This window comes from Pseudoalteromonas sp. SR44-5 (genome assembly GCF_014163675.1).
GTDB lineage: Bacteria > Pseudomonadota > Gammaproteobacteria > Enterobacterales > Alteromonadaceae > Pseudoalteromonas > Pseudoalteromonas rhizosphaerae.
Genome location: NZ_JACJDT010000002.1, coordinates 171,896 through 193,528 on the forward strand (window position 1 = coordinate 171,896; position 21,633 = coordinate 193,528).

At 40.8% G+C, this 21,633-nt stretch carries 18 protein-coding genes; 10 read left to right on the plus strand and 8 right to left on the minus strand.

What is annotated here, in order from left to right; translation table 11 throughout:
• Positions 1 to 3: 3 nt before the first annotated feature.
• The 3 genes from secB to H5154_RS01895 are packed head-to-tail and all read right to left on the minus strand — an operon-like array spanning position 4 to position 1,251.
• Complete coding sequence (gene secB, locus H5154_RS01885) at positions 4 to 492, minus strand: protein-export chaperone SecB (RefSeq protein WP_145235236.1); 489 nt, start codon at positions 490 to 492, stop codon at positions 4 to 6.
• A 38-nt stretch (positions 493 to 530) separates the two neighbouring features.
• Entirely contained in the window at positions 531 to 788 is a 258-nt protein-coding gene (gene grxC, locus H5154_RS01890) for a glutaredoxin 3 (protein ID WP_145235234.1), read from the minus strand.
• A gap of 31 nt (positions 789 to 819) precedes the next feature.
• Positions 820 to 1,251 (minus strand): rhodanese-like domain-containing protein, encoded by a 432-nt coding sequence (locus H5154_RS01895; RefSeq protein WP_149982153.1) that lies wholly within the window; start codon positions 1,249 to 1,251, stop codon positions 820 to 822.
• Between the two features lie 200 nt (positions 1,252 to 1,451).
• Between H5154_RS01895 and gpmM the strand changes: the two genes are divergently transcribed.
• From gpmM to H5154_RS01920, 5 genes are all read left to right on the plus strand, one after another.
• Positions 1,452 to 2,996, plus strand: coding sequence for a 2,3-bisphosphoglycerate-independent phosphoglycerate mutase (gene gpmM / locus H5154_RS01900; protein WP_182717197.1), 1,545 nt, complete (start codon positions 1,452 to 1,454; stop codon positions 2,994 to 2,996).
• Positions 2,997 to 2,999: 3 nt separating this feature from the next.
• The gene (locus tag H5154_RS01905; protein WP_149982155.1) at positions 3,000 to 4,154 is read left to right on the plus strand and encodes a murein hydrolase activator EnvC; all 1,155 of its coding nucleotides are present in this window, start codon (positions 3,000 to 3,002) and stop codon (positions 4,152 to 4,154) included.
• A gap of 35 nt (positions 4,155 to 4,189) precedes the next feature.
• Positions 4,190 to 5,449, plus strand: coding sequence for a S41 family peptidase (locus tag H5154_RS01910; RefSeq protein ID WP_182717198.1), 1,260 nt, complete (start codon positions 4,190 to 4,192; stop codon positions 5,447 to 5,449).
• Between the two features lie 76 nt (positions 5,450 to 5,525).
• A complete protein-coding gene (locus H5154_RS01915; RefSeq protein WP_182717199.1) occupies positions 5,526 to 6,290 on the plus strand; it encodes a divergent polysaccharide deacetylase family protein in 765 nt (254 codons plus the stop codon).
• 384 nt (positions 6,291 to 6,674) lie between these two features.
• Positions 6,675 to 8,204, plus strand: a complete 1,530-nt coding sequence (locus H5154_RS01920; RefSeq protein WP_182717200.1) for a P-loop ATPase, Sll1717 family — start codon at positions 6,675 to 6,677, stop codon at positions 8,202 to 8,204.
• A gap of 392 nt (positions 8,205 to 8,596) precedes the next feature.
• Here H5154_RS01920 and H5154_RS01925 read toward each other — a convergent pair whose 3' ends face one another.
• The 5 genes from H5154_RS01925 to ftsY form a co-directional block, all read right to left on the minus strand.
• Entirely contained in the window at positions 8,597 to 10,468 is a 1,872-nt protein-coding gene (locus H5154_RS01925) for a methyl-accepting chemotaxis protein (RefSeq protein WP_182717201.1), read from the minus strand.
• Positions 10,469 to 11,188: 720 nt separating this feature from the next.
• On the minus strand, positions 11,189 to 12,052 hold the full coding sequence (gene rpoH, locus H5154_RS01930; RefSeq protein ID WP_182717202.1) for an RNA polymerase sigma factor RpoH: 864 nt from the start codon (positions 12,050 to 12,052) through the stop codon (positions 11,189 to 11,191).
• A gap of 224 nt (positions 12,053 to 12,276) precedes the next feature.
• The gene (gene ftsX / locus H5154_RS01935) at positions 12,277 to 13,263 is read right to left on the minus strand and encodes a permease-like cell division protein FtsX (protein ID WP_182717203.1); all 987 of its coding nucleotides are present in this window, start codon (positions 13,261 to 13,263) and stop codon (positions 12,277 to 12,279) included.
• A complete protein-coding gene (gene ftsE / locus H5154_RS01940) occupies positions 13,260 to 13,937 on the minus strand; it encodes a cell division ATP-binding protein FtsE (RefSeq protein ID WP_182717204.1) in 678 nt (225 codons plus the stop codon). Before ftsE ends, ftsX begins: the two co-directional genes overlap by 4 nt.
• A 52-nt stretch (positions 13,938 to 13,989) precedes the next feature.
• Complete coding sequence (gene ftsY, locus H5154_RS01945; protein WP_182717205.1) at positions 13,990 to 16,065, minus strand: signal recognition particle-docking protein FtsY; 2,076 nt, start codon at positions 16,063 to 16,065, stop codon at positions 13,990 to 13,992.
• Positions 16,066 to 16,278: 213 nt separating this feature from the next.
• Between ftsY and rsmD the strand changes: the two genes are divergently transcribed.
• From rsmD to rpoD, 5 genes are all read left to right on the plus strand, one after another.
• Complete coding sequence (gene rsmD / locus H5154_RS01950; RefSeq protein ID WP_182717206.1) at positions 16,279 to 16,878, plus strand: 16S rRNA (guanine(966)-N(2))-methyltransferase RsmD; 600 nt, start codon at positions 16,279 to 16,281, stop codon at positions 16,876 to 16,878.
• A 163-nt stretch (positions 16,879 to 17,041) separates the two neighbouring features.
• Positions 17,042 to 17,257, plus strand: coding sequence for a 30S ribosomal protein S21 (rpsU, locus tag H5154_RS01955; RefSeq protein ID WP_002957797.1), 216 nt, complete (start codon positions 17,042 to 17,044; stop codon positions 17,255 to 17,257).
• Positions 17,258 to 17,277: 20 nt separating this feature from the next.
• The gene (locus tag H5154_RS01960) at positions 17,278 to 17,724 is read left to right on the plus strand and encodes a GatB/YqeY domain-containing protein (protein WP_145234803.1); all 447 of its coding nucleotides are present in this window, start codon (positions 17,278 to 17,280) and stop codon (positions 17,722 to 17,724) included.
• 169 nt (positions 17,725 to 17,893) lie between these two features.
• On the plus strand, positions 17,894 to 19,648 hold the full coding sequence (gene dnaG, locus H5154_RS01965) for a DNA primase (RefSeq protein WP_182717207.1): 1,755 nt from the start codon (positions 17,894 to 17,896) through the stop codon (positions 19,646 to 19,648).
• A 131-nt stretch (positions 19,649 to 19,779) separates the two neighbouring features.
• Complete coding sequence (gene rpoD, locus H5154_RS01970; protein WP_145234798.1) at positions 19,780 to 21,621, plus strand: RNA polymerase sigma factor RpoD; 1,842 nt, start codon at positions 19,780 to 19,782, stop codon at positions 21,619 to 21,621.
• The last annotated feature ends 12 nt before the right edge of the window (positions 21,622 to 21,633 follow it).

Below are 21,633 nucleotides of genomic sequence, written 5' to 3' on the forward strand. Positions count from 1 at the left end.
AAGTTATGCGTCTGCAGTTGCCTGTTCAGCTTGCGCTGCACGTTGCTGCATGTATTGAGCAAATAACGCATCAAAGTTCACAGGTGCAAGGTTAAGCTGTGGGAATGTACCACGGTTAACTAAGTTAGATACCGCTTCACGTGCGTACGGGAACAATACGTTCGGGCAGAATGCGCCAAGCATGTGTGCAAGTTGTACTTCTTCAACTTCAGCGATAGTGAAAATACCCGCTTGTTGAATTTCACATAAAAAAGCCGTTTCTTCACCGATAGAAGCTGTAACAGTCAGTGCTAATACTACTTCAAACACGCCTTCGTCTAATTTATTAGAACGTGTATCAAGGTCAAGCTTAACTTCTGGTGTCCATTCTTTTTGGAAAATAGCAGGTGAATTAGGCGTTTCAAAAGACACGTCTTTTGTGTAAATACGTTGGATCGTAAATTGTGCGCCAGTTTCTTCTTGTGCTGCTACGTTCTGATTTTCTTCGTTCATGATAATTCCTAACTTTTAATCGTTTTTATAATAAATGCTTAAGCGTTTAACTTAGCGTCAAGTTTGCCTTGGGCTTCAATCGCCATCATGTCGTCACAACCGCCGATATGCTCATCATTAATAAAAATTTGCGGTACTGTGCTCGCGCCACCTGCTTTGGCGATCATTTCGTCACGTAATTCAGGCTGTACACCAATGTCGATATTTGTAAATTGCACACCTTTATTTGTTAGCAACGCTAAAGCACGCTGACAAAAAGGGCAATACGCTTTGGTATAAAGAACAACATTACTCATAACAATTCCTCTATCGGCCTAACTAACTTAATTAGCGACCTGTTGTCGTTGGTAGACCAGCACTTTGCCATGCACCCATACCACCAGATAAAACATAAACTGATTCAAAACCAGCTTTATGCATAGCAGTTGCGATACCTGAGGCTGTCATGCCTGTGGTACATACCAATATAATGGGTTTACTCTTAGACTTTTCAAGGCTTGAGAAGTCAGATTGTTTCGCTTTTTCAGGGCTAATATGCTCAGCGCCTGCAATACGGCCATTATTAAATTCTTTTTGTGCGCGTATATCTACAACGACACCGTCTTCACGGTTAATTAATAACGTTAATTGTTGCGGATTTATTTGACGAATTGCTGAAAACTTACTTTTAAACCAGCCGCCCACGATGAGTGCAACTAAAGCAACCCAAGCTAAACTTAATATCGGATGATTACCGACAAATTCAATATATTGATCCATGCGTCTTCCACTATGAAAATTGTCCCGCGCCTGTAGCACTGGGGTTAAACGTAAGGGCAATGCCCTAGCCACGCAAGTATACGTGCTTGATTAGAAATTACCAGAGAGTGAAATATTTTAATATGTCCCTTTGATTGCTGATCATAACCACAAAACACGGTATGCTAAGGCTAAGCAGGAGCTAATTTTCAGGAACAAAAATGACACAACATAAAAAACCTCTCGTATTAATGATTTTAGATGGTTGGGGATACCGTGAAGATACCCAAAGCAACGCAATTTTAGCGGCAAATACCCCTGTTTTAGACGAACTTTGGGCAACTCGCCCGCACACCCTAATTTCTGCATCAGGTTTAGATGTTGGTCTTCCTGATGGGCAAATGGGCAACTCAGAAGTAGGCCACGTCAACTTAGGTGCTGGCCGTGTGGTTTATCAAGATTTCACCCGTATCACTAAAGCAATAAACGACGGTGAGTTTGCACATAATCCAACACTAGTTGAAAACATTGATAAAGCAGTGAATGCTGATAAAGCGGTGCATTTAATGGGTTTATTAAGCCCAGGTGGTGTGCATAGTCATGAAGATCATATTGTAGCTGCAATTGAATTAGCTGCAGCGCGCGGTGCTAAAGAAGTGTATTTTCATGCATTTTTAGATGGCCGAGACACTCCACCACGTAGCGCAAAAACGTCAATTGAACGTATTGAAGCGCTGTTTAGCAAATTAAACTGTGGTCGCTTAGCATCAATCATTGGGCGCTACTATGCAATGGACCGCGATAATCGCTGGAACCGAGTAGAGCAAGCCTACGACCTAATGGTCAGTGGGATCGCACAACATAGCTACGAAAATGGTGTTGATGCATTAGCTGCGGCTTACGAACGTGATGAAAACGATGAGTTTGTTGCTGCAACTACCATAGCAGCACAAGGCCAAGACGCAGTACAAATTAATGACGGTGATACGGTTATTTTCTTAAACTTTAGAGCCGACCGTGCTCGTGAAATGACCCGCGCATTTGTTGATAAAGACTTTGACGGTTTCGCCAAGAAAAAAGCCCCCGCACTAAGCGGCTTTGTTATGTTGACCGAATACGCAGCAGACATCGACGCACCAGCAGCCTTTGCCACAGTCCCTTTGACTAATGTATTGGGTGAATGGTTTGAAAAACACCATAAAACACAGCTACGTATTTCTGAAACTGAAAAATATGCACATGTGACGTTTTTCTTTAGTGGCGGACGTGAAGATGAATTTGAAGGTGAAACCCGCGAGCTGATCCCATCACCACAAGTTGCGACCTACGATTTACAACCTGAAATGAATTCAGAAATGCTCACCGATAAACTCGTCGAAGCGATTAAAAGCGGTAAATACGATGCAATTATTTGTAACTATCCAAATGGCGATATGGTCGGTCACTCAGGTGTATTTGAAGCCGCAGTAAAAGCCTGTGAAGCAGTCGATCAATGTATTGGTCGTGTTGTTGCTGCCCTTGAAGAATTTGGTGGTGAAGCATTAATTACAGCTGATCACGGCAATGCTGAACAAATGGCTAACCTTAAAACTGGCCAAGCGCATACCGCACACACCAGTGAACCGGTTCATTTCATTTATGTTGGTCGTGATGCAACACCAAGCGAAGGCAAAGCCCTCAGTGATGTTGCGCCAACCATGTTGCACTTAATGGGCATGGAACAACCAAGCGAGATGACTGGCACACCAATCATGACATTGAAATAAACCATGAACAAAAGTATTAACCCATTAATTTTTAGTACGCTCGTTGTTACTGCGTTAATACTCACTTCATTAGTGACGGCCCCTGCCGTCGCTAATGAAGATCGTACTAAAAAAGATCTCAGCGAAATCCAAACAGCATTAAAGCAAAGCCAAGCTGAACTTGCCGCCCAGCGTAAAGACATCGAAAAATCGCAAAAGAACCTGCAACAGCACGAACTCGAGATCGCAAAAAATGCCAAGGCACTGAATATTGCCGAGCAATCAATTCGCGATACTGAAAAACAACAACAGCAGCAACAGCAGCAAGCTGAAGCACTTGAGGAAAAACGCCTAGAGCAGCAACATGCACTCGCCGCACAAATTAAAAGTGCCTATATGTCTGGCGGACATGACTACTCTAAAATGCTATTAAATCAAGAAAATACTGCACAGGTTGAACGCACCTTAAGTTATTATAATTACCTCAACAAAGCGCGTATTGAGCAAATTGATGAGTTAAAAGCACTCCTGATTGAAATAGCGGATGTACAAACCGAACTTGAAAAAACCAAGCAACACTTAGTTGTGCTCCATAAAGAGCAAGCCAATCGTCATCAAGCACTCATTGCAGCGCAACAACAACGAAAAGCCAACATCAGTGAATTAAAAACCAAGCTTAGCTCAACCAAAAACTCAATTGATTACTTAAAAGATAATGAAAAAACCCTAGTAGCTACCTTGCAAGAACTTGAAAAAGAAAAAACTAAAAAGGTTGAGTTGCTGGGCCTATCAGCCAGTAAAGGTAAATTAAACTGGCCAACAAAAGGTAAAATTGAGCACAGCTTCGGCCAACATAAGCACGGTGGTATTGACTGGAAAGGCGTATTAATTGGCGCTAATGAAGGCAATAATGTGCATAGCGTCCACAACGGTCAAGTCGTGTTTGCTGATTGGTTAAAAGGCTACGGCTGGGTTATTGTTATTGACCACGGTGAAGGCTTTATGAGTTTATACGGCCATACTCAAACCTTACTAAAAGACGTAGGTGATATAGTACGCCAAGGCGATATTATCGCTTTAGTTGGTCAAAGCGGCGGACAAGCAAATTCTGGTCTATACTTTGAAATACGCCACAAAGGACGCGCAGTAAATCCTGTAACATGGTGCAGACGCATTTAATTGATTAAACAGCTGCACCCCACTGGGAGCAGCTGATGCTAAATACACAATTACAAATACAGCGGTTACAATACCCTGTTTTTAATCGCATTCTAATAAGCTATTTATTACTCGTTAGCGTTTTTTTGTGCCTGAGTTTTAATTGCTTTGCAGTGACCTCGGTGGGCGATTTAAAAAGCCAACAAAAAAACGAAATCCTCTTTAATATCCATGCCTATTATGTTGAAGACTTAGCTTTACAACAAAGCTTTGAAAGCAGCCAACAATTTGAAGCCCTGCTTGCACAGCTAGACCCATACTCTAAGTACCTTGATGAACACGAGTTAGAAGCGCTATTTAGCAGCACTAACGGCCGCTATACAGGCCTTGGGATTGAAGTAAAACAGCAACAACAAAAAATTATTATTGTAAATACGATCAAAGATTCTCCCGCAGCCATTGCCGGAGTACAAATGAATGATGTGCTACTTGCCGTTAATCAGCAAACGGTCGCACATAAAGACATCAATCAAGTTGCACAAATGATTAAAGCGAGTGACACAGCAACGGTTACCTTAACGATTGAACGAGGTAATTCACCACAAGCCATTTATTTTACTCTGACTAGATCAGAAATTAACTTAGAGAGTGTCACCAGTTCATTATCAGAGTTTGGTATTGGTTATTTGGCAATAAATAGTTTTACCAATCACACCTTGCATGATGTTGCGCGGCAAATAACAGCACTGCAAAGCCATTACGGTAATCCACTTACAGGCTTAGTGCTCGATTTACGCGACAATCCAGGCGGCACATTACAAAGTGCTGTAGCGGTATCGGATCTGTTTTTACAAAGTGGCACCATAGTCACCACCAAAGGTCGCTTTTATGATGCAAACCAGCACTTTCGCGCCAAAAAAGGTGATATTTTAAATGGTGCGCCAATCGTGGTACTTATTAATGAAAACTCGGCCTCAGCAGCAGAGATTTTAGCCGCTGCACTTAAAGACAATCACCGTGCCACACTAATTGGCAGCCAATCATTTGGCAAAGGCTCTGTGCAGTCTCTGATCCCATTAGGCAATGGTAATACAGCACTAAAACTAACCACTGCAAAATACTTTACCCCCTCAGGACAATCAATTGATGGCATTGGCGTAACCCCTGATGTGGCGATTAATCAATCAACCCTTTCGCAAATTGATAAAGTAGTTATAATAAAAAACGAACAAGGAAATGACGATCAGCTATGGTCACGCACAGACTCAGCTGATCCACTGTTATTAAAAGCACAGCAGCTATTAACTATGAAATAAAGCTTTTAGCTCACTATAAATAACTATGAAATAAAGCTTTTAGCTCACTATAAAAAAGATAATAAAAATTATAAACGTGAAAAAATTAACTTGGTTGTTCTGGCTTTTTTTTAGCTTGCCTACGCTTGCCGCAAATAAGCAAATAGCGATTGTAATTGATGATATTGGCAACCATCAACGCGACCTCGAAATCCTAAATTTACCAGGTAAAATATCGTTCTCGATTTTGCCTCATACCCCGTATTCGCAAATTTTTGCGCGCTTAGCCAGTAAATCAAATAAAGAATTACTGCTACATATTCCCATGCAAGCACTGGATAACAGTAAAGCACTAGGCCCCGGCGCACTTACCAGCGATATGAGCAAAGAACAATTACAAATCACCCTCGGCAATGCGCTTGCAACCTTACCTCAGGTGAAAGGTGTAAATAATCATATGGGCTCAGCACTTACTCAAGAAAGCCTGCCCATGAAATGGACTATGGAGGTGCTGAAAAAGCGCAACCTGTACTTTTTAGATAGCCGCACTACTGGCTTAAGCCAAGCGCAAAATGTTGCCAACTTATATGGCGTTGAAAATGTCGGCCGCCATGTGTTTTTAGATAATATTCCCAATGAGAAACAGTTACAATTTCGCCTCAACGAACTAAAGTATAAAGCCGAACGTTATAACTTCGCCATCGCGATTGCCCACCCTTACCCTGAAACCATTGAATTTTTACAGCGCATGCTACCCGAACTTGAACAACAAGGTTTTGAACTCGTGCCGCTATCGCAGCTGGTAGAGCGAAAATATATACAACTCGCACAAGCTGAGCATAAAGGGGTTAGTGCGAGGTAAGCGACAAGTTGCAAGGGAAAAGGAGCGAGGTTCTAGGAAAACAGAATAGTCCGTCGTTAAATTAACTACCGTAGGTTGTGGTTGAGAGCAACGAAACCCAACAATGTAAGAATAAAATTGAGTGACGGCTTCGAGCGATAACCAGTCATTCAGATGAGTCGTCTTTATCTTAGTAATAATAAGAGGAAACTTTCCCCTTTCCAAATGTTTAAATAAGATACAGTAAGCATTATATTTATAGCTGGTAATAACTTACACTATTTGTTATTAATATAAGTTAACAAAATAAGGATGTTTTCGCGCTAAAAAACGAAAAGTGTTCTCTGATAAAGTTGTTATACAACTACCCAATCTACTCATTATTTCGAAAATTAGAAGGTTTAAATGGTATTTAAAAGTTTTAGTAAAAAGAGCTCAGGAGCCCTTTTTCTCGGATCCCCTGAAGCAGAGGCAGAGTCGTTACCTACATCGAAAGTAATGCTGCATAATGTTTATCAAGATCACCATAATTTATTTACCGAATTATCGAATGAAAAATTTATTGTTGTAGGAAGAAAGGGTTGTGGTAAAAGTGCTTTCGCCGAGTATGCTCACGCCTTATCTCAAGATGAAGCTAACTTATTTACCTCGTTTATTAGGCAAGATACTGTAAGTATGGAAGCTCTTGTTCAACTAGGGCACGTCGAAGGGCAAGAACAAAACAGTAAAGAACATTTGTTTAAATGGCTGATATACACTCATATCCTCACATTGTTCTTTAATAATGAAGCCGCAAATCAATCAACTCAATTTAAATTATTAAAAGAATTTTTGAAAAAAAACTCTGGATATATTGATATAGATAAAGGTGAAATAATAGAGTTAATCAAAAAGCATAAATTTGAAGTTAGCATTGAACAATTTAAACGGTTTTTCAAAGGGAAGTATGGTCAAGATATTCAGATTAAGGAATCTAGGGCGCCTTATTACAAGCTACTTCCTCATCTAGAGAAGGTTGTAGTAAGTGTTCTATCCTCAAATGCCAACGTGGATAATGAAAATTCATACGTAGTATTTTTCGATGACTTAGATATCGGTTTTAATTCAGATAACCCTGAGTCTGTTGATACCGTTATAAACCTGTTACGTACAGCTAAATATGTTAACAACAACGTTTTTGCAAAAAATCACACTTCAGCAAAAGCGATAATTCTAATTAGAGATGACGTTGAAAGGTTGTTATCTCCTATGGGAGCCGATATCGCAAAGATATTTTCATCTTATTCTGTAAGCTTAGATTGGTATCAAGAAGAATATCTTAGCAAGCATAAAGAAAACGAATTAGGCCTTAAGAAGTTAATTGAAAAAAGAGCAAAAAATGCCTTCGAAGTAGCTGGGATAAAAATGAAAAAGCAATCTGCTTGGGAAAGCCTTGTTTCAGATAGTTTTCATCCTAAAAGCAGCTTTAAATATATATGTGACCATACTTATCTAAGACCTAGAGATCTCATATTATTTTTTAAACCTTTAGAGACTGGCAGATATTCATTACCTCTTACAAAGCATAGTGTTAATAGTTTATTAGGTCAGTATGCATCGGAATTAGTTAAAGAGCTTAGTAATGAACTATCTTCATTTTATACCCCTGTTCAAATACAAAATATCTTTGATTCATTGAGAGAAATACATAGACAATATAACTGCACATATTTTCAAGCAGTAAATATAATTAAAAAAAATTGTGATATTCCAAGTGCAGAAAATCTACTTGATGATTTATTTGCAAGGTCGCTAATTGGTACTATTGAAAGAGATAACGGTTTTGTGAAGTTTAGGCATAAAACATCTAAAAAAGATGCTGGTGAATATAACTTGAATAAAGATGGCTATTTAATTGTGCATACAGGACTTAATGTATATTTGCAAAATAGATAGTTGTATAACAAGTTGCTTGAACGGACAATGCTCGGTTTCCTTTGCTACAAAGTTTTAGCAAACTAATAAAAGGTGGGTGTTAACGTCCGCTGTTGGCACATTCAAGACAGTCGATAAGTCAAAACTTTGTAGTTTATAGGTTTGGATATTTTTAGTTGGATTTCGCTGCGCTCAAACCAACCTATGTTGATAACTCTAAAGCGCGGCGCCTCTAACCTATTTGTGAATAATTAACTTAAAGTTCTTTTTCTATAATGTTTCGCAAGAGGACAAGAAGATAGTGGTGGCTGCGTTTGTCACTTATGGCTTAAAACTTACCACTTAAAACTAAAAACTAAAAACTAAAAAGAAGCTAGCAGGGCTATATCTGCCCTACTAGCTATAACGTCAAACTACAGGATAAAGGTGGCGACTTTTTCATTTAAGTCAGTGGCGCGGTCTTTCAGTACCTTTGCTTGGCTTAAATGCGTTGTTGCTGATGCCGTGATTTCATCAGTGACATCTTTAATTGCGACCGTATTTCGGGTTATCTCATTTGTTACTTGAGTTTGCTCCTCAGCTGCGACTGCAATGTGCCCTGCCATGTCGGAAATCTCATTCACTGCGTGAGTAATTTCTTCTAAAGCTTGTGCTGCGGCGTTGACGTCGTGAACACTGTTATTAGCTAAACTTTTACTGCTATCCATCAAGCTAACCGCTTTTTTAGTGGTATTTTGCAACGTTTCAATCGTGGTATAAATCTCTGCGGTAGAGTTTTGAGTACGATGTGATAACACGCGAACTTCGTCTGCGACAACAGCAAAACCACGGCCTTGCTCGCCGGCACGCGCCGCTTCAATCGCAGCATTTAATGCCAGTAAATTAGTTTGCTCTGCAATCTCCTGAATCGTCGTTAAAATACTTGAGATTGCTTGTGCATGCAGGCTCAGCTCACTGATCACAACTGTGGTTTCATCAATTTCTGATGCCAATGAGTTAATCGTGGTTCTGGTTTTATCAACTAAGCTTTTCCCCTGAATACTGCTTTGCGCCGATTGCTGGGATGCAGCAGCGGTATTTTCAGCGTTAGCTGCAATTTCATGAGTAGCACTGGACATCTCTGTAACTGCGGTAGCAACCATTGTAACTTCTTGCTGTTGGCGCTGTAGTTCATTAACGCTTGATTGATTGGTTAACAGACTTTTCTCTGCATCTGAGTCTAGATCAGTCGCTAGTTGACGAATATGACTGATCAGCTGATGTTGACTACTTACAAAACTATTAAAGCTATCAGCTAACATGCCGACTTCGTCTTGGCTGTCGACTGTAATACGCTGAGTTAAATCACCATTGCCTGCAGCAATACGAGATAACGCTTGCGACACGCGACTTAGTGGCCTTAGTAACAAACTTAACAACCAAGAAATAGATAATACACTAATGATCAGTGCTAACGTTGCCAGTCCTAACTGGGTGACCATCAAGCTAACTAATGGTGCCTCTAACGTTTGTTTGTCGAGTACAAAAACTAGCTGCCAATCTGTATTGGGGATTTTTTCACTCCAAATTAGCTTATCCCGAGCTTCAGTTTCAAAATAAACAGGCGTAAGTTGGCCTGTTTGGCTACTTGATTCTATTAGTCGGCTGCTTAATTTAGTCTCAATATTGGTGATTTTACCCATCAATTTACTTGAGTCTTTATAGGCGATCACAGTACCGTCTTCATGCATCATGATGGCATAACCGTTTGCCGGTAGAGACATATTGCTAACGCTATCGACAATACTCGCAATTGACACATCACCGCCAACCACACCATTACGCGCTGGATGAGCTATGGTAACGACCAATAGATTAAAGGCAACATCCAAATAAGGCTTGGTAATTATGCTGCTACGAGCTTGCTGTGACTGCTGATACCAAGGACGTGTTCTAGGATCATAACCTGAGCGGTCAATGCTGGGATCAGAGTCCACCATCAGCCCGTCGCGGTTACCAAAATAGGTTAATTGAAAATCGCCAGATACCTGTGCTTGCTGCAATGCATTAAGCGTATCACCTTCAACTTTAGTGGCGACAGAAGCGATCACTCGCTGACGATCGGTTAACCATGCTTCGATACGCGCGGCTTGCTGTTTACCTGCTTGCCTCACACTATCAACACTGTTTTGCAGTAACAACGCTTTTTGCGTGGAGTAGCTATACCATGACAATAATACAACAACAATTACGAGGGCGAGAACAACCGATAATAATATTTTTTTCTTTAGTGAATATGAATTCATATTGAGTGCTAATACTGACTTTAATTAAATTGAAATACGGATATAAATACAGCTTGGGGTTAGCTTAATTTAGAGTATGAATTGAGAGACAATTCTCAATCTTGTTCTATTTTCGCATACAAGATTTGAATAATAAATTAAAATCAGTGATTTAAGTGAATATAAAAAGAATCATTATTAATTCAATGTAAAACTTAAATTAATAACCTAACGAGTGTAAATAAATAGCACGGTATAAATACTGCAGGTATATTTTTATTTAAAATAATTGTAACGCCTAGGGTCTGTTGACCTTTGCGGATTAATATTTGTTCAAACTAGGGGCAATTTAATCGCGGCGCGAGGTTTGTAACCTAGTGGGCTAAGTAAAAATCGAGTAACAAAGAGTTAATTGCCCCTAGGCAGAACCCTTCGGGCAGCGCCTGTTTGGCATTGATGCTGCGTTATAGCCTATTTATGGGGAATAACCACACCACATAGACTCTGCCTTGCCTAAATACCAAACAGACTGCTGCAAATTCAACCTTGAAAGATCAACAGACCCTAGTCATTATATTAAATTAAGCAAAAGTAATAGCCGTGACGACGGAGCAGTCGCCCTGTATGAAATCCATATTATTTTTGCTACTTATGACTTATCGCTTAAAACTTATAGCTTCCCTAAACGCAAAAAGCCCCGCATTTTCATGCAGGGCTTTTAATAATTTTGTAAAACTGTGATTAACTCATTGCAGCTTGTAACTTTTTCATCGCTGTTTTTTCAAGTTGACGAACACGCTCTGCAGATACGCTGTATTTTTCAGCCAGTTCTTGCAGTGTTGCTTTATCGTCTGATAACCAACGAGCACTAACAATGTCTTGTGAACGTTCATCTAGGGTTTTTAACGCACTAAATAAACGTGTATGAGATTGCTCTTGATATTGTTGCTGTTCAACTTCTTCAGCTAAATCATTACTGCCATCAGTTAAGTATTGCACAGGCGAATAGGTACTAGTTGGTGCGTCATCGCTGTCGTCACCGGTTAAATCAAAGCCCATGTCTTGGCCGCTCATGCGCGATTCCATTTCACGAACTTCTTTTTCACTCACACCTAGCTCACTCGCTACGGTAGCAACTTCAGCTTGGTTAAACCAACCTAAACGTTTTTTGTTTTTACGAAGATTAAAAAACAATTTGCGTTGCGCTTTAGTGGTCGCAACTTTAACAATGCGCCAGTTTTTAAGTACAAATTCGTGTATTTCGGCTTTGATCCAATGCACTGCAAATGAAACCAAACGTACGCCCACTGATGGGTCAAAACGTTTTACTGCTTTCATCAGGCCGATATTGCCTTCTTGAATCAAATCAGCTTGCGGTAGACCGTAACCTGAGTAACCTTTAGCTATATGTGCAACAAAACGAAGGTGAGACATGATGAGTTGCTTTGCAGCGTTAAGATCGCCATCTTCCTGTAAGCGAGTCGCTAACTCTTTTTCTTGCTCAGCACCTAGCATAGGTATAGTGCTTACCGCTTGAAGGTAGCCGTCCACACTTGCGCTTTGCTGTCCAACTGTGAGTGCCATTGCGTATAAATCTTTACTCATTTTTTCACCTCAGTGATAAACATTTGAAACCATCTTAGCACTCTTTCACTTAGAGTGCTAACTTCAATGTAAAACTTTTTTTCGATTGAAGCAAGTGGTTTTTTAGTGTTTTTTATTCTACTTTAAACGCCTGAATAAGCGATGAATTCTAGCTTTGCGGTCAGTTGGTTATGATAAAGCAATTCACCACAACCAACTTAATCAATGATTATAAACAATAATTGTTACACTTTATCGGGTTCGATTTCTTTTATATATCGATTAACAGATAAGTAAGAGCCAACAAACCCTAAGCTGGTTGCAAGTAGCACTAACGCGCCAAATTCGCCTAAGCTTAAGCCGATTAAATTAAAGTTAGTTTGATACACTCCAGCGACTTGGGTGACTGCAGATCCAAGCCACCACATCATGAGGGCCACACATATAAAAGCAAACAAACCACCAACAATGCCATACCAAATGCCGGTCCATAAAAATGGCGCATGAATAAAGGTATTGGTTGCACCGACTAGCTTCATCACTTGGATCTCTTCTTTCTTATCCATAATTGATAAGCGAATAGTGTTGCCTATGATCAAAGTTACCGAAGTCAGTAATAACAACGCGATGGTGATCACGCTTTCTTTTAACAGGCTTAATAATGCATTTAAGCGCTCAAGCCAGGCAATATCTAATTTACCAAAATCAACTTCACGCTCTGCTTCAAGCTTTTTTAATAATGCTTGCGCGGCGTTTGGTTGACGATGGCGAGAAGTCGGCGTGACGATAACAACATCTGGCAGAGGATTGCTATCTAAATATTCAAGTGCTTGGCCAAACCCTGATACTTCTTTAAATTCAATGAGCGCATTTTGTTTAGAAATAAAAGTGACATTATCAATTTCTGGGTAGAGTGCTAAGCGTTTAACAAGCGTTTTTGTTTCTTGTTCACTCATGGATTCTTTTACAAATAATGAAATCTCTGCAGCTTCTTCAAAGCCACTGCTGACCTGCTGCACATTTTTAACCACTAAATACAAGGTCGCTGGTAAGGTTAAACTTAAACCCAACACCGCAATGGTCATCATTGACGCCATCGGTGTGCGCCACATTTCCCCTAGGCTATATACACCTTGGCGAAATATATTCAGCACAAAAAAATAGCCGGCTGCAAAAACTGATTTTTTTACTCGTTCATTTTGGCTTTTTCGGCCTTTGAATAACAAACTCATAGTGTTGCCTCTGCCAATGGATCTTCACTCATGCGACCATCTTTTAAGGTTAAGCTACGGTATTTCATTCGCGAGATCAGCCCTAAATCATGAGTGGCAATTAAGACTGTAGTGCCATGATTATTAAATTCTTCAAACAAACGCAAGATATCCATGGAAAGCTCAGGATCTAGGTTACCGGTTGGTTCATCTGCAAGTAATAATGGCGGAGAGTTTACAATTGCCCGGGCAATCCCAACTCGCTGTTGTTCACCACCAGAGAGTGTTGAAGGGTGGCATTTTACTTTATCTAGCAAGCCAACTTTATCAAGTGCGCCATGCACACGCTTTTCAATTTGCTTATGATGCGTACCTTCGATAATTAGCGGCAAGGCAACATTATCAAAAATAGTGTGGCGCTCTAATAAACGGTGGTTTTGAAATATGATACCAATATCACGGCGGACATAAGGAATTTGCCGCGATTTTACTGCATTTAAATCAACGCCATTAATAAAAACATGACCCGCCGACGGGCGTTCCATTAAACTAATGAGTTTAAGTAAGGTACTTTTACCGGCACCACTGTGACCTGTTAAAAAAGCCAATTCACCCGGTTTAACATGGAAATTAACTTTTTCCAGTGCTCGGTGACCACCGGGATATGTTTTGCTGACTTGCTGAAAATTTATCATTTTAGTTATCAATCATCCACAGCTGAAAAGGGAGCAAGCTCCCCTTTGAAATTTAAACTTCGTCCTCATCTTGGCTAAATAGCGCATCAATGAAGTCATTACTATTAAATTCACGTAAATCATCAATGCCTTCACCAACACCAATATAGCGGATCGGAATATTAAATTTATCGGCGACAGCAAAAATAACCCCACCTTTGGCTGTACCATCTAACTTAGACAATGTAATACCGGTAAGGCCAACACACTGATTAAATAAGTTCACTTGGCTAATTGCATTTTGCCCTGTGCCTGCATCGATGGTTAGCATCACTTCATGCGGTGCATCGGGATCAATTTTCTTCATCACCCGGGCTATTTTTTCAAGCTCTTGCATCAAGTTGTCTTTATTTTGCAAGCGACCAGCTGTATCTGCAATTAACACATCAACGTTACGCGCTTTGGCAGCTTGAAATGCATCAAATATCACTGAGGCACTATCAGCACCGGTGTGCTGTGCGATTACTGGGATTTTATTACGCTCGCCCCATACTTGTAATTGCTCAACCGCAGCTGCACGGAAAGTATCACCTGCAGCTAACATGACTGATTTACCTTGATCCTGAAATTGCTTAGCAAGTTTACCAATGGTCGTTGTTTTACCAACTCCATTAACACCCACCATTAATATAACAAATGGTTTTTTATCAGCAGGAATTTCTAATGGCTGTTCTGCCGTTTTAAGCATCGCCGCCATTTCTTGCTTCATTAGCTCATATAATGCATCACCATCCTTTAACTGTTTGCGGTTAGCCGCATCAGTCAAACGATCGATCAGCTTCATGGTGGTATCAACACCTAAGTCGGCTGTTAATAGCTGAGTTTCAAGATCTTCAAATAATTCATCATCAATTTTCTTACCAGTGAAAATCGATGCAAAGCCAGAACCTAAGTTTACTTTGGTTTTTAATAAGCCTTTTTTAAGACGAGCAAAGAACCCTTCTTTCTTAGGCTTTTCAGCTGTTTTTGCTTCCTCGCTGGCAAGCTCGGCTGTTAATCGCTCTTGCTCTAAACGCTCAGCTTCCGCCTCTTCGGCAGCAATACGTTGTTGCTCTACACGCTCAGCTTCGGCCTGCTCTGTGGCAATGCGTTGTTGCTCTGCACGTTCAGCTTCGGCTTGCTCGGCAGCAATACGCTCTCGCTCTACACGTTCAGCTTCGGCTTGCTCTGCAGCAATACGCTCGCGTTCAACACGTTCAGCTTCCGCCTGTTCTGCGGCAATGCGTTGTTGCTCTACACGCTCAGCTTCGGCTTGCTCGGCAGCAATACGCTCTTGCTCTACACGTTCAGCTTCGGCTTGCTCGGCAGCAATACGCTCTTGCTCTACACGTTCAGCTTCGGCTTGCTCGGCAGCAATACGCTCTTGCTCTACACGTTCAGCTTCGGCTTGCTCCGCGGCAATACGCTCTTGCTCTAAACGCTCAGCTTCCGCTTGCTCAGTAACAATACGCTCTTGCTCTAAACGCTCAGCTTCGGCTTGCTCTGCTGCGATACGTTCTTGCTCTAAAAGCATTGCTTCTTCTTGCTGCACTAAACGAGCGGCTTCATCGCGGCGTTGTTGTTCTGCTTGTTCTGTTGCTGCTAATTCAGCATCTGTGATGGCTTGGCGTTCAGCATCACGTGCCTCAGCTTGCTCTACAGCAATACGCTGTTGTTCTAAGCGCTCTGCCTCAGCTTGCTCTGCAACAATGCGCTGTTGTTCTAAGCGCTCTGCTTCAGCTTGCTCTGCAACAATGCGCTGTTGTTCTAAGCGCTCAGCTTCCGCTTGCTCTGCAACAATGCGCTGTTGTTCTAAGCGCTCAGCTTCAGCTTGCTCTGCAACAATGCGCTGTTGTTCTAAGCGCTCAGCTTCCGCTTGCTCTGCAGCAATGCGCTGTTGCTCTGCGCGCTCAGCTTCCGCCTCTTCTGCAGCAATTCGTTGTTGCTCTAAACGCTCAGCTTCAGCTTGCTCTGCGGCAATACGCTGTTGTTCTAAGCGCTCAACTTCCGCTTGTTGGTTATCGGCCTCTTGGGCGGTCTGCTCTACTTGTTGGTTTTTATCTGACTTACCAAAACCAAACCAAGACAGGAATTTATTTTTTTTTGCCATACTTGCTAATAACCACTTATAAAAATCTGATAAACTAACGGTAATACTTTGTGTATTCGCTGCATTGCTTTAAAAGCACAGCCGCTAATAACCACAACATATTGTCTAAGATGCTCATAGTAACACTTTTAGCGCAGTTGAAAAATGACACGCTACTATATGATTGCAATATTATCTGAGCTGGATTCTAGATACCATTTTTTAGTGAGCTAAATGAGAAATAAATCACCACAAAAACAAGTGAGTAATAAAGCCAGCGATGGCGTTATTAGGATCATCAGCGGGCAATTTCGTGGCCGTAAATTACCAGTAAAAGATGTGCAAGGTCTTCGTCCAACCACAGATCGTATCAAAGAAACGGTATTTAACTGGTTAATGCAAGATACTCGCGATACTAAAGTACTCGATTGTTTTGCAGGTTCCGGTGGATTAGGTTTTGAAGCACTCTCTCGTTTAGCTCTCAGTGCACGCTTTTTAGAGATGGATAAACTAGCCGCCAACCAATTACAAACTAATATTGACACGTTAAAACTCACTAATGCTGAAGTAATTTGCACCGACAGTTTGCTTTATTTAAGTAACAATACTCAGCAACAACAGTTTAACTTAGTGTTTATTGATCCACCTTTTCGCCAAGGTTTAGCCCAAAAATGCTGTGACTTACTTACTGAAAATGACTGGCTAAGTAAAAATGCCCTCATTTATGTTGAAGTAGAAAGTGAGATGAGTGCGTTGCAAACGCCTAGCAATTGGCTGTTATTAAAAGAAAAAGCGGCGGGACAAGTATTTTGCCGCCTCTATGAACTACAGTAAAATTAGTAACATAGAAATATTTTTTGTTTCCACTTGGAGCAGACAATATTTATCCTTTACATGTGGTGCGGCTTCGGATTACAATACTGCACCATTTTTGAACCACTTGATCATTGTTTGATCAACTTGAGCAACGCTCATTATTTAGGTAGGTGAATTTTTAATGCCAGTAATTAAAGTAAGAGAGAACGAACCGTTTGACGTAGCACTTCGTCGCTTCAAGCGTTCATGTGAAAAAGCAGGTATCCTTTCAGAAGTTCGTCGTCGCGAGCACTATGAAAAGCCAACAGCTGAGCGTAAGCGTAAAAAAGCTGCAGCGGTTAAGCGTCACATGAAGAAGCTTTCTCGCGATAACGCACGTCGCGTTAAATTATATTGATCAGTATTGGTCTTGTATAAATGAGCCTTTTAATAAAGCTAAAAGATGCGCAAAAAGATGCGATGCGAGCGAAAGACAAATCTCGTCTTAACCCAATTCGTATGGTGCTTGCTGCAATCAAGCAGCGTGAAATTGACGAGCAAATAACACTTGATGATGACGGTATTACCGCAGTATTAGTGAAGCTTGTTAAACAACGCCGTGATTCTTACACTCAGTATACTGATGCTGGCCGTGAAGATTTAGCCGAAATTGAAGCCAATGAGATTACAGCTCTTGAAGAATTCTTACCTCAACAATTGAGTGAAGAAGAAATCATAGCTCTTATTGATGCGGCTATTGCTGATACTAACGCAGCAGGTATGCAAGATATGGGTAAAGTAATGGGTATAATCAAAAGCAAAGCTGAAGGTCGCGCCGATTTAGGTAAGATCTCTGGTTTAATTAAGCAACGATTAACTGCCTAATACTCCCACATACAGATGTATGATTTAAGCAAACCGAGCCATGTGCTCGGTTTCTTCGTTTTTCGCTTTAATAAAAATAGCATTTGTGTTCAAATCTAAATTGTAGAACTAAATTATCTGATATTTCGTTCACCTTATTTTCTATTTATCTCAGGACTACACTTTACTAATGGCTGGAAAGATCCCACGTAATTTTATAGATGATTTACTTGCCAGAACCGATATTGTTGAGCTAATTGACTCCAAAGTTGGCTTAAAAAAAGCGGGCAAAGATTACCAAGCCTGTTGCCCTTTTCATAACGAAAAATCCCCATCATTTACCGTATCTCAAGACAAACAGTTTTATCATTGCTTTGGTTGTGGTGCGAACGGCAACGCTATTTCATTTGTTATGGAATACGACAAGCTTGAATTTGTTGATGCCATTGAAGAACTTGCAAGCATCCTAAATCTCGATGTTCCCCGCGAGCAAGGCACCAGTAATGGCCCAGAGCGTACCGCAGAACAAAAACGCTCAGATTACGATTTAATGCTCCATAGTGCGCGTTTTTATCAACACCAGTTAAAACATCATGCTAATTCAGCAACCGTAATAGACTATGTAAAAGGCCGAGGCCTAAGTGGCGAAACCGTTAAAAAGTTTATGATTGGTTATGCCCCCAGTGAATGGGAAGGCCTTTGCCAACAACTTGGCCGCAATAAAGCACAAAAAGAGCAATTAGTTGAGCTAAAGCTGGCCTCAGAGAAAACCCCAGGCCGCCAATTTGACTTCTTTCGTGATCGCTTAATGTTCCCTATTCGCGATAAACGTGGTCGTGTTATTGCTTTTGGTGGCCGTGTGATGCAAGCGGATCAAGGACCTAAATATTTAAACTCGCCAGAAACCCGTATCTTCCATAAAGGCTTTGAACTATATGGATTATATGAAGCAAAACAAGCGCATAAAAAGCTCGACCATGTACTCATAGTTGAAGGCTATATGGATGTTGTGGCACTGAGCGAGCAAGGTATTGAATATGCGGTAGCTGCGCTTGGTACTGCCACCACCACTGAACACATGCATACATTGTTTAGAGCCACTGACCGGGTAATTTGTTGTTATGATGGTGACCGCGCTGGCCGAGATGCCGCTTGGCGTGCACTCGAAAATGCCCTGCCCTATTTAAATGATGGCAAAGCGCTACTGTTTGTATTTTTACCAGACGGTGAAGATCCCGATTCATTAGTACAAAAAGAAGGCAAAGAAGCGTTTGAACTACGTTTATCTCAAGCCGATGATTTTACTAAAGTGCTATTTAATAAACTCAGCCAAGAGATTGATTTAACTACCGATGCAGGTAAAGCTAAGCTTCTTAGTGCTGTGCTTCCGTTGGTTGAGAAAATCCCTAGTCAGTTTTATCAAGAAAACTTATTAGAGCACTTAGGTCGATTAATAGGCCGCACTAAAGAGCAGTTAAACAATCGCTTAAAAACACCTAAACAGCAGCATGCGATTGAGCGAAAATTTAAAATTACGCCAATGCGTCGCGCAATTGGGTTACTAATTCAGCACCCTAAATTAGCCAATACAGTGCCTTATTTAGCTGATTTAGCACAAATGAATATTGCCGGTATCGCCTTGCTTATTAGGTTGCAACATTGCGCTTTACAAAAAAGTGACATTACTACAGCGCAATTAATTGAATCATTTCGAGAAACACCCGAGTACGAGGCGCTCATTAAGCTCGCTACTTGGCGTCATGAGATCAATGACGACCGTTTAGAGGACGAATTTAAAAATACTTTCAGATTTATTGAAGATCAGTGTTTAAATTATCGACTCGAGACCTTATTAATAAAAGACAAGACCCAAGGACTTACGAGTGAAGAAAGACTAGAATGTTTAGCCCTTACTCAAGCGTTAAAAGGGTCGAAAAGACACTAACAGCTAGTCAAAAATGAATTATGCTGTTATACTGTGCTATTCACTGCGTCAAATAATACTTAGCTTGGCTTAATAAATAAGCAAGCTGGCGCCTGTTGTATCAACTTATCAGAGTGGAAGAAACAATCTCTATGGATCCAACTCCTCAGTCACAATTAAAACTTCTGATTCAAAAAGGTAAAGAGCAAGGTTACTTAACTTTTGCAGAAGTTAATGATCACCTTCCACAAGATATTATCGATTCAGATCAAGTAGAAGATATCATTAGTATGATCAATGATATGGGTATCAAGGTTAGCGAAAACGCGCCTGATGCCGATGAATTGATGATGCAAGAAACAACAACAGATGAAGACGCAGCGGAAGCTGCAGCCGCTGCGCTTGCTACTGTAGATAAAGAAATCGGCCGTACAACGGATCCGGTTCGTATGTACATGCGTGAAATGGGTACTGTTGAATTGCTTACCCGTGAAGGCGAAATTGTTATCGCTAAGCGTATTGAAGAAGGGATCAACCAAGTACAAATCTCGGTTGCAGAATACCCTGAAGCAATTACATACCTACTTGAGCAATGGGATAAGTTTGAAGCAGAAGAAATGCGCTTAAGCGACATTATCTCTGGTTTCTTCGATCCTAATGAAGATGCTGCGCCAATCTCTGCTACCCATATCGGTTCTGAATTAAGCGAAAAAGAACTTGATGATGAAGATGACGATGATACTGATAGCGATGATGAAGACGAAGAAGAAGTAGATACTGGCCCAGATCCTGAAGAGGCTCGTGTTCACTTTGAAAATCTTCGTGATCTTTATAATAAAGCGCGCGACACGTTTGATAGTAAAGGCCGTTCACATCCAGAATCGCAAGCTGCGATTTTTGAGATTGGTGAGCTGTTTAAAACCTTTAAACTAGTGCCGAAACAGTTTGATCGTATGGTTAACAACATGCGTGAAATGATGGACAGAGTTCGTGTTCAAGAACGTATCGTCATGAAACAAGCTGTACAAATCGCTAAGTTACCGAAGAAAACTTTTGTTAAGCACTTTGCTAATAATGAAACTGATGCTGCATGGATTGATCTTGAGATTGCTGCGAATGAAAAACATTCTGCAAAATTAGAAGAAATCAAACCAGAAATCATCCGCTGTATTAATAAACTATGTGTAATCGAAGAAAGCACAGGTTTAAGCATTGAGCGTATTAAAGACATCAACCGTCGTATGAGCATTGGTGAAGCAAAAGCGCGCCGTGCGAAAAAAGAAATGGTTGAAGCTAACTTACGTCTTGTGATCTCAATTGCGAAAAAATACACCAACCGTGGTTTACAATTTTTGGACTTAATCCAAGAAGGTAACATTGGTTTGATGAAAGCTGTTGATAAGTTTGAATATCGCCGTGGTTATAAGTTTTCAACTTATGCTACGTGGTGGATCCGTCAAGCAATCACCCGCTCTATCGCCGACCAAGCGCGTACAATCCGTATTCCGGTGCATATGATTGAAACGATTAATAAACTTAATCGTATTTCTCGTCAAATGCTGCAAGAAATGGGTCGTGAGCCAAATCCAGAAGAATTAGCAGAACGCATGATGATGCCTGAGGATAAAATCCGTAAGGTACTTAAGATTGCTAAAGAGCCAATTTCAATGGAAACGCCAATCGGTGATGATGAAGATTCGCACTTAGGTGACTTTATCGAAGATACCACTATTGATTCGCCAATCGACTCGGCAACAATGGAATCTCTTCGTGGCGCTACCAATGATGTGCTTGCTGGCTTAACAGCCCGCGAAGCTAAAGTATTGCGTATGCGTTTTGGTATCGATATGAATACCGACCATACCCTAGAAGAAGTAGGTAAGCAGTTTGACGTAACGCGTGAGCGTATTCGTCAAATCGAAGCGAAGGCACTACGTAAATTACGCCACCCTTCACGCTCTGACTTATTGAAAAGCTTCTTAGATGCTAAGTAATTAGCAAATACA

What these genes read in the sequence shown, in the direction of transcription:
- secB (WP_145235236.1), bottom strand. Translation starts at nt 492, where the DNA reads ATGAACGAAGAAAATCAGAACGTAGCAGCACAAGAAGAAACTGGCGCA.
- grxC (WP_145235234.1), bottom strand. Translation starts at nt 788, where the DNA reads ATGAGTAATGTTGTTCTTTATACCAAAGCGTATTGCCCTTTTTGTCAG.
- H5154_RS01895 (WP_149982153.1), bottom strand. Translation starts at nt 1,251, where the DNA reads ATGGATCAATATATTGAATTTGTCGGTAATCATCCGATATTAAGTTTA.
- gpmM (WP_182717197.1), top strand. Translation starts at nt 1,452, where the DNA reads ATGACACAACATAAAAAACCTCTCGTATTAATGATTTTAGATGGTTGG.
- H5154_RS01905 (WP_149982155.1), top strand. Translation starts at nt 3,000, where the DNA reads ATGAACAAAAGTATTAACCCATTAATTTTTAGTACGCTCGTTGTTACT.
- H5154_RS01910 (WP_182717198.1), top strand. Translation starts at nt 4,190, where the DNA reads ATGCTAAATACACAATTACAAATACAGCGGTTACAATACCCTGTTTTT.
- H5154_RS01920 (WP_182717200.1), top strand. Translation starts at nt 6,675, where the DNA reads ATGGTATTTAAAAGTTTTAGTAAAAAGAGCTCAGGAGCCCTTTTTCTC.
- H5154_RS01925 (WP_182717201.1), bottom strand. Translation starts at nt 10,468, where the DNA reads ATGAATTCATATTCACTAAAGAAAAAAATATTATTATCGGTTGTTCTC.
- rpoH (WP_182717202.1), bottom strand. Translation starts at nt 12,052, where the DNA reads ATGAGTAAAGATTTATACGCAATGGCACTCACAGTTGGACAGCAAAGC.
- ftsX (WP_182717203.1), bottom strand. Translation starts at nt 13,263, where the DNA reads ATGAGTTTGTTATTCAAAGGCCGAAAAAGCCAAAATGAACGAGTAAAA.
- ftsE (WP_182717204.1), bottom strand. Translation starts at nt 13,937, where the DNA reads ATGATAAATTTTCAGCAAGTCAGCAAAACATATCCCGGTGGTCACCGA.
- ftsY (WP_182717205.1), bottom strand. Translation starts at nt 16,065, where the DNA reads ATGGCAAAAAAAAATAAATTCCTGTCTTGGTTTGGTTTTGGTAAGTCA.
- rsmD (WP_182717206.1), top strand. Translation starts at nt 16,279, where the DNA reads ATGAGAAATAAATCACCACAAAAACAAGTGAGTAATAAAGCCAGCGAT.
- rpsU (WP_002957797.1), top strand. Translation starts at nt 17,042, where the DNA reads ATGCCAGTAATTAAAGTAAGAGAGAACGAACCGTTTGACGTAGCACTT.
- H5154_RS01960 (WP_145234803.1), top strand. Translation starts at nt 17,278, where the DNA reads ATGAGCCTTTTAATAAAGCTAAAAGATGCGCAAAAAGATGCGATGCGA.
- dnaG (WP_182717207.1), top strand. Translation starts at nt 17,894, where the DNA reads ATGGCTGGAAAGATCCCACGTAATTTTATAGATGATTTACTTGCCAGA.
- rpoD (WP_145234798.1), top strand. Translation starts at nt 19,780, where the DNA reads ATGGATCCAACTCCTCAGTCACAATTAAAACTTCTGATTCAAAAAGGT.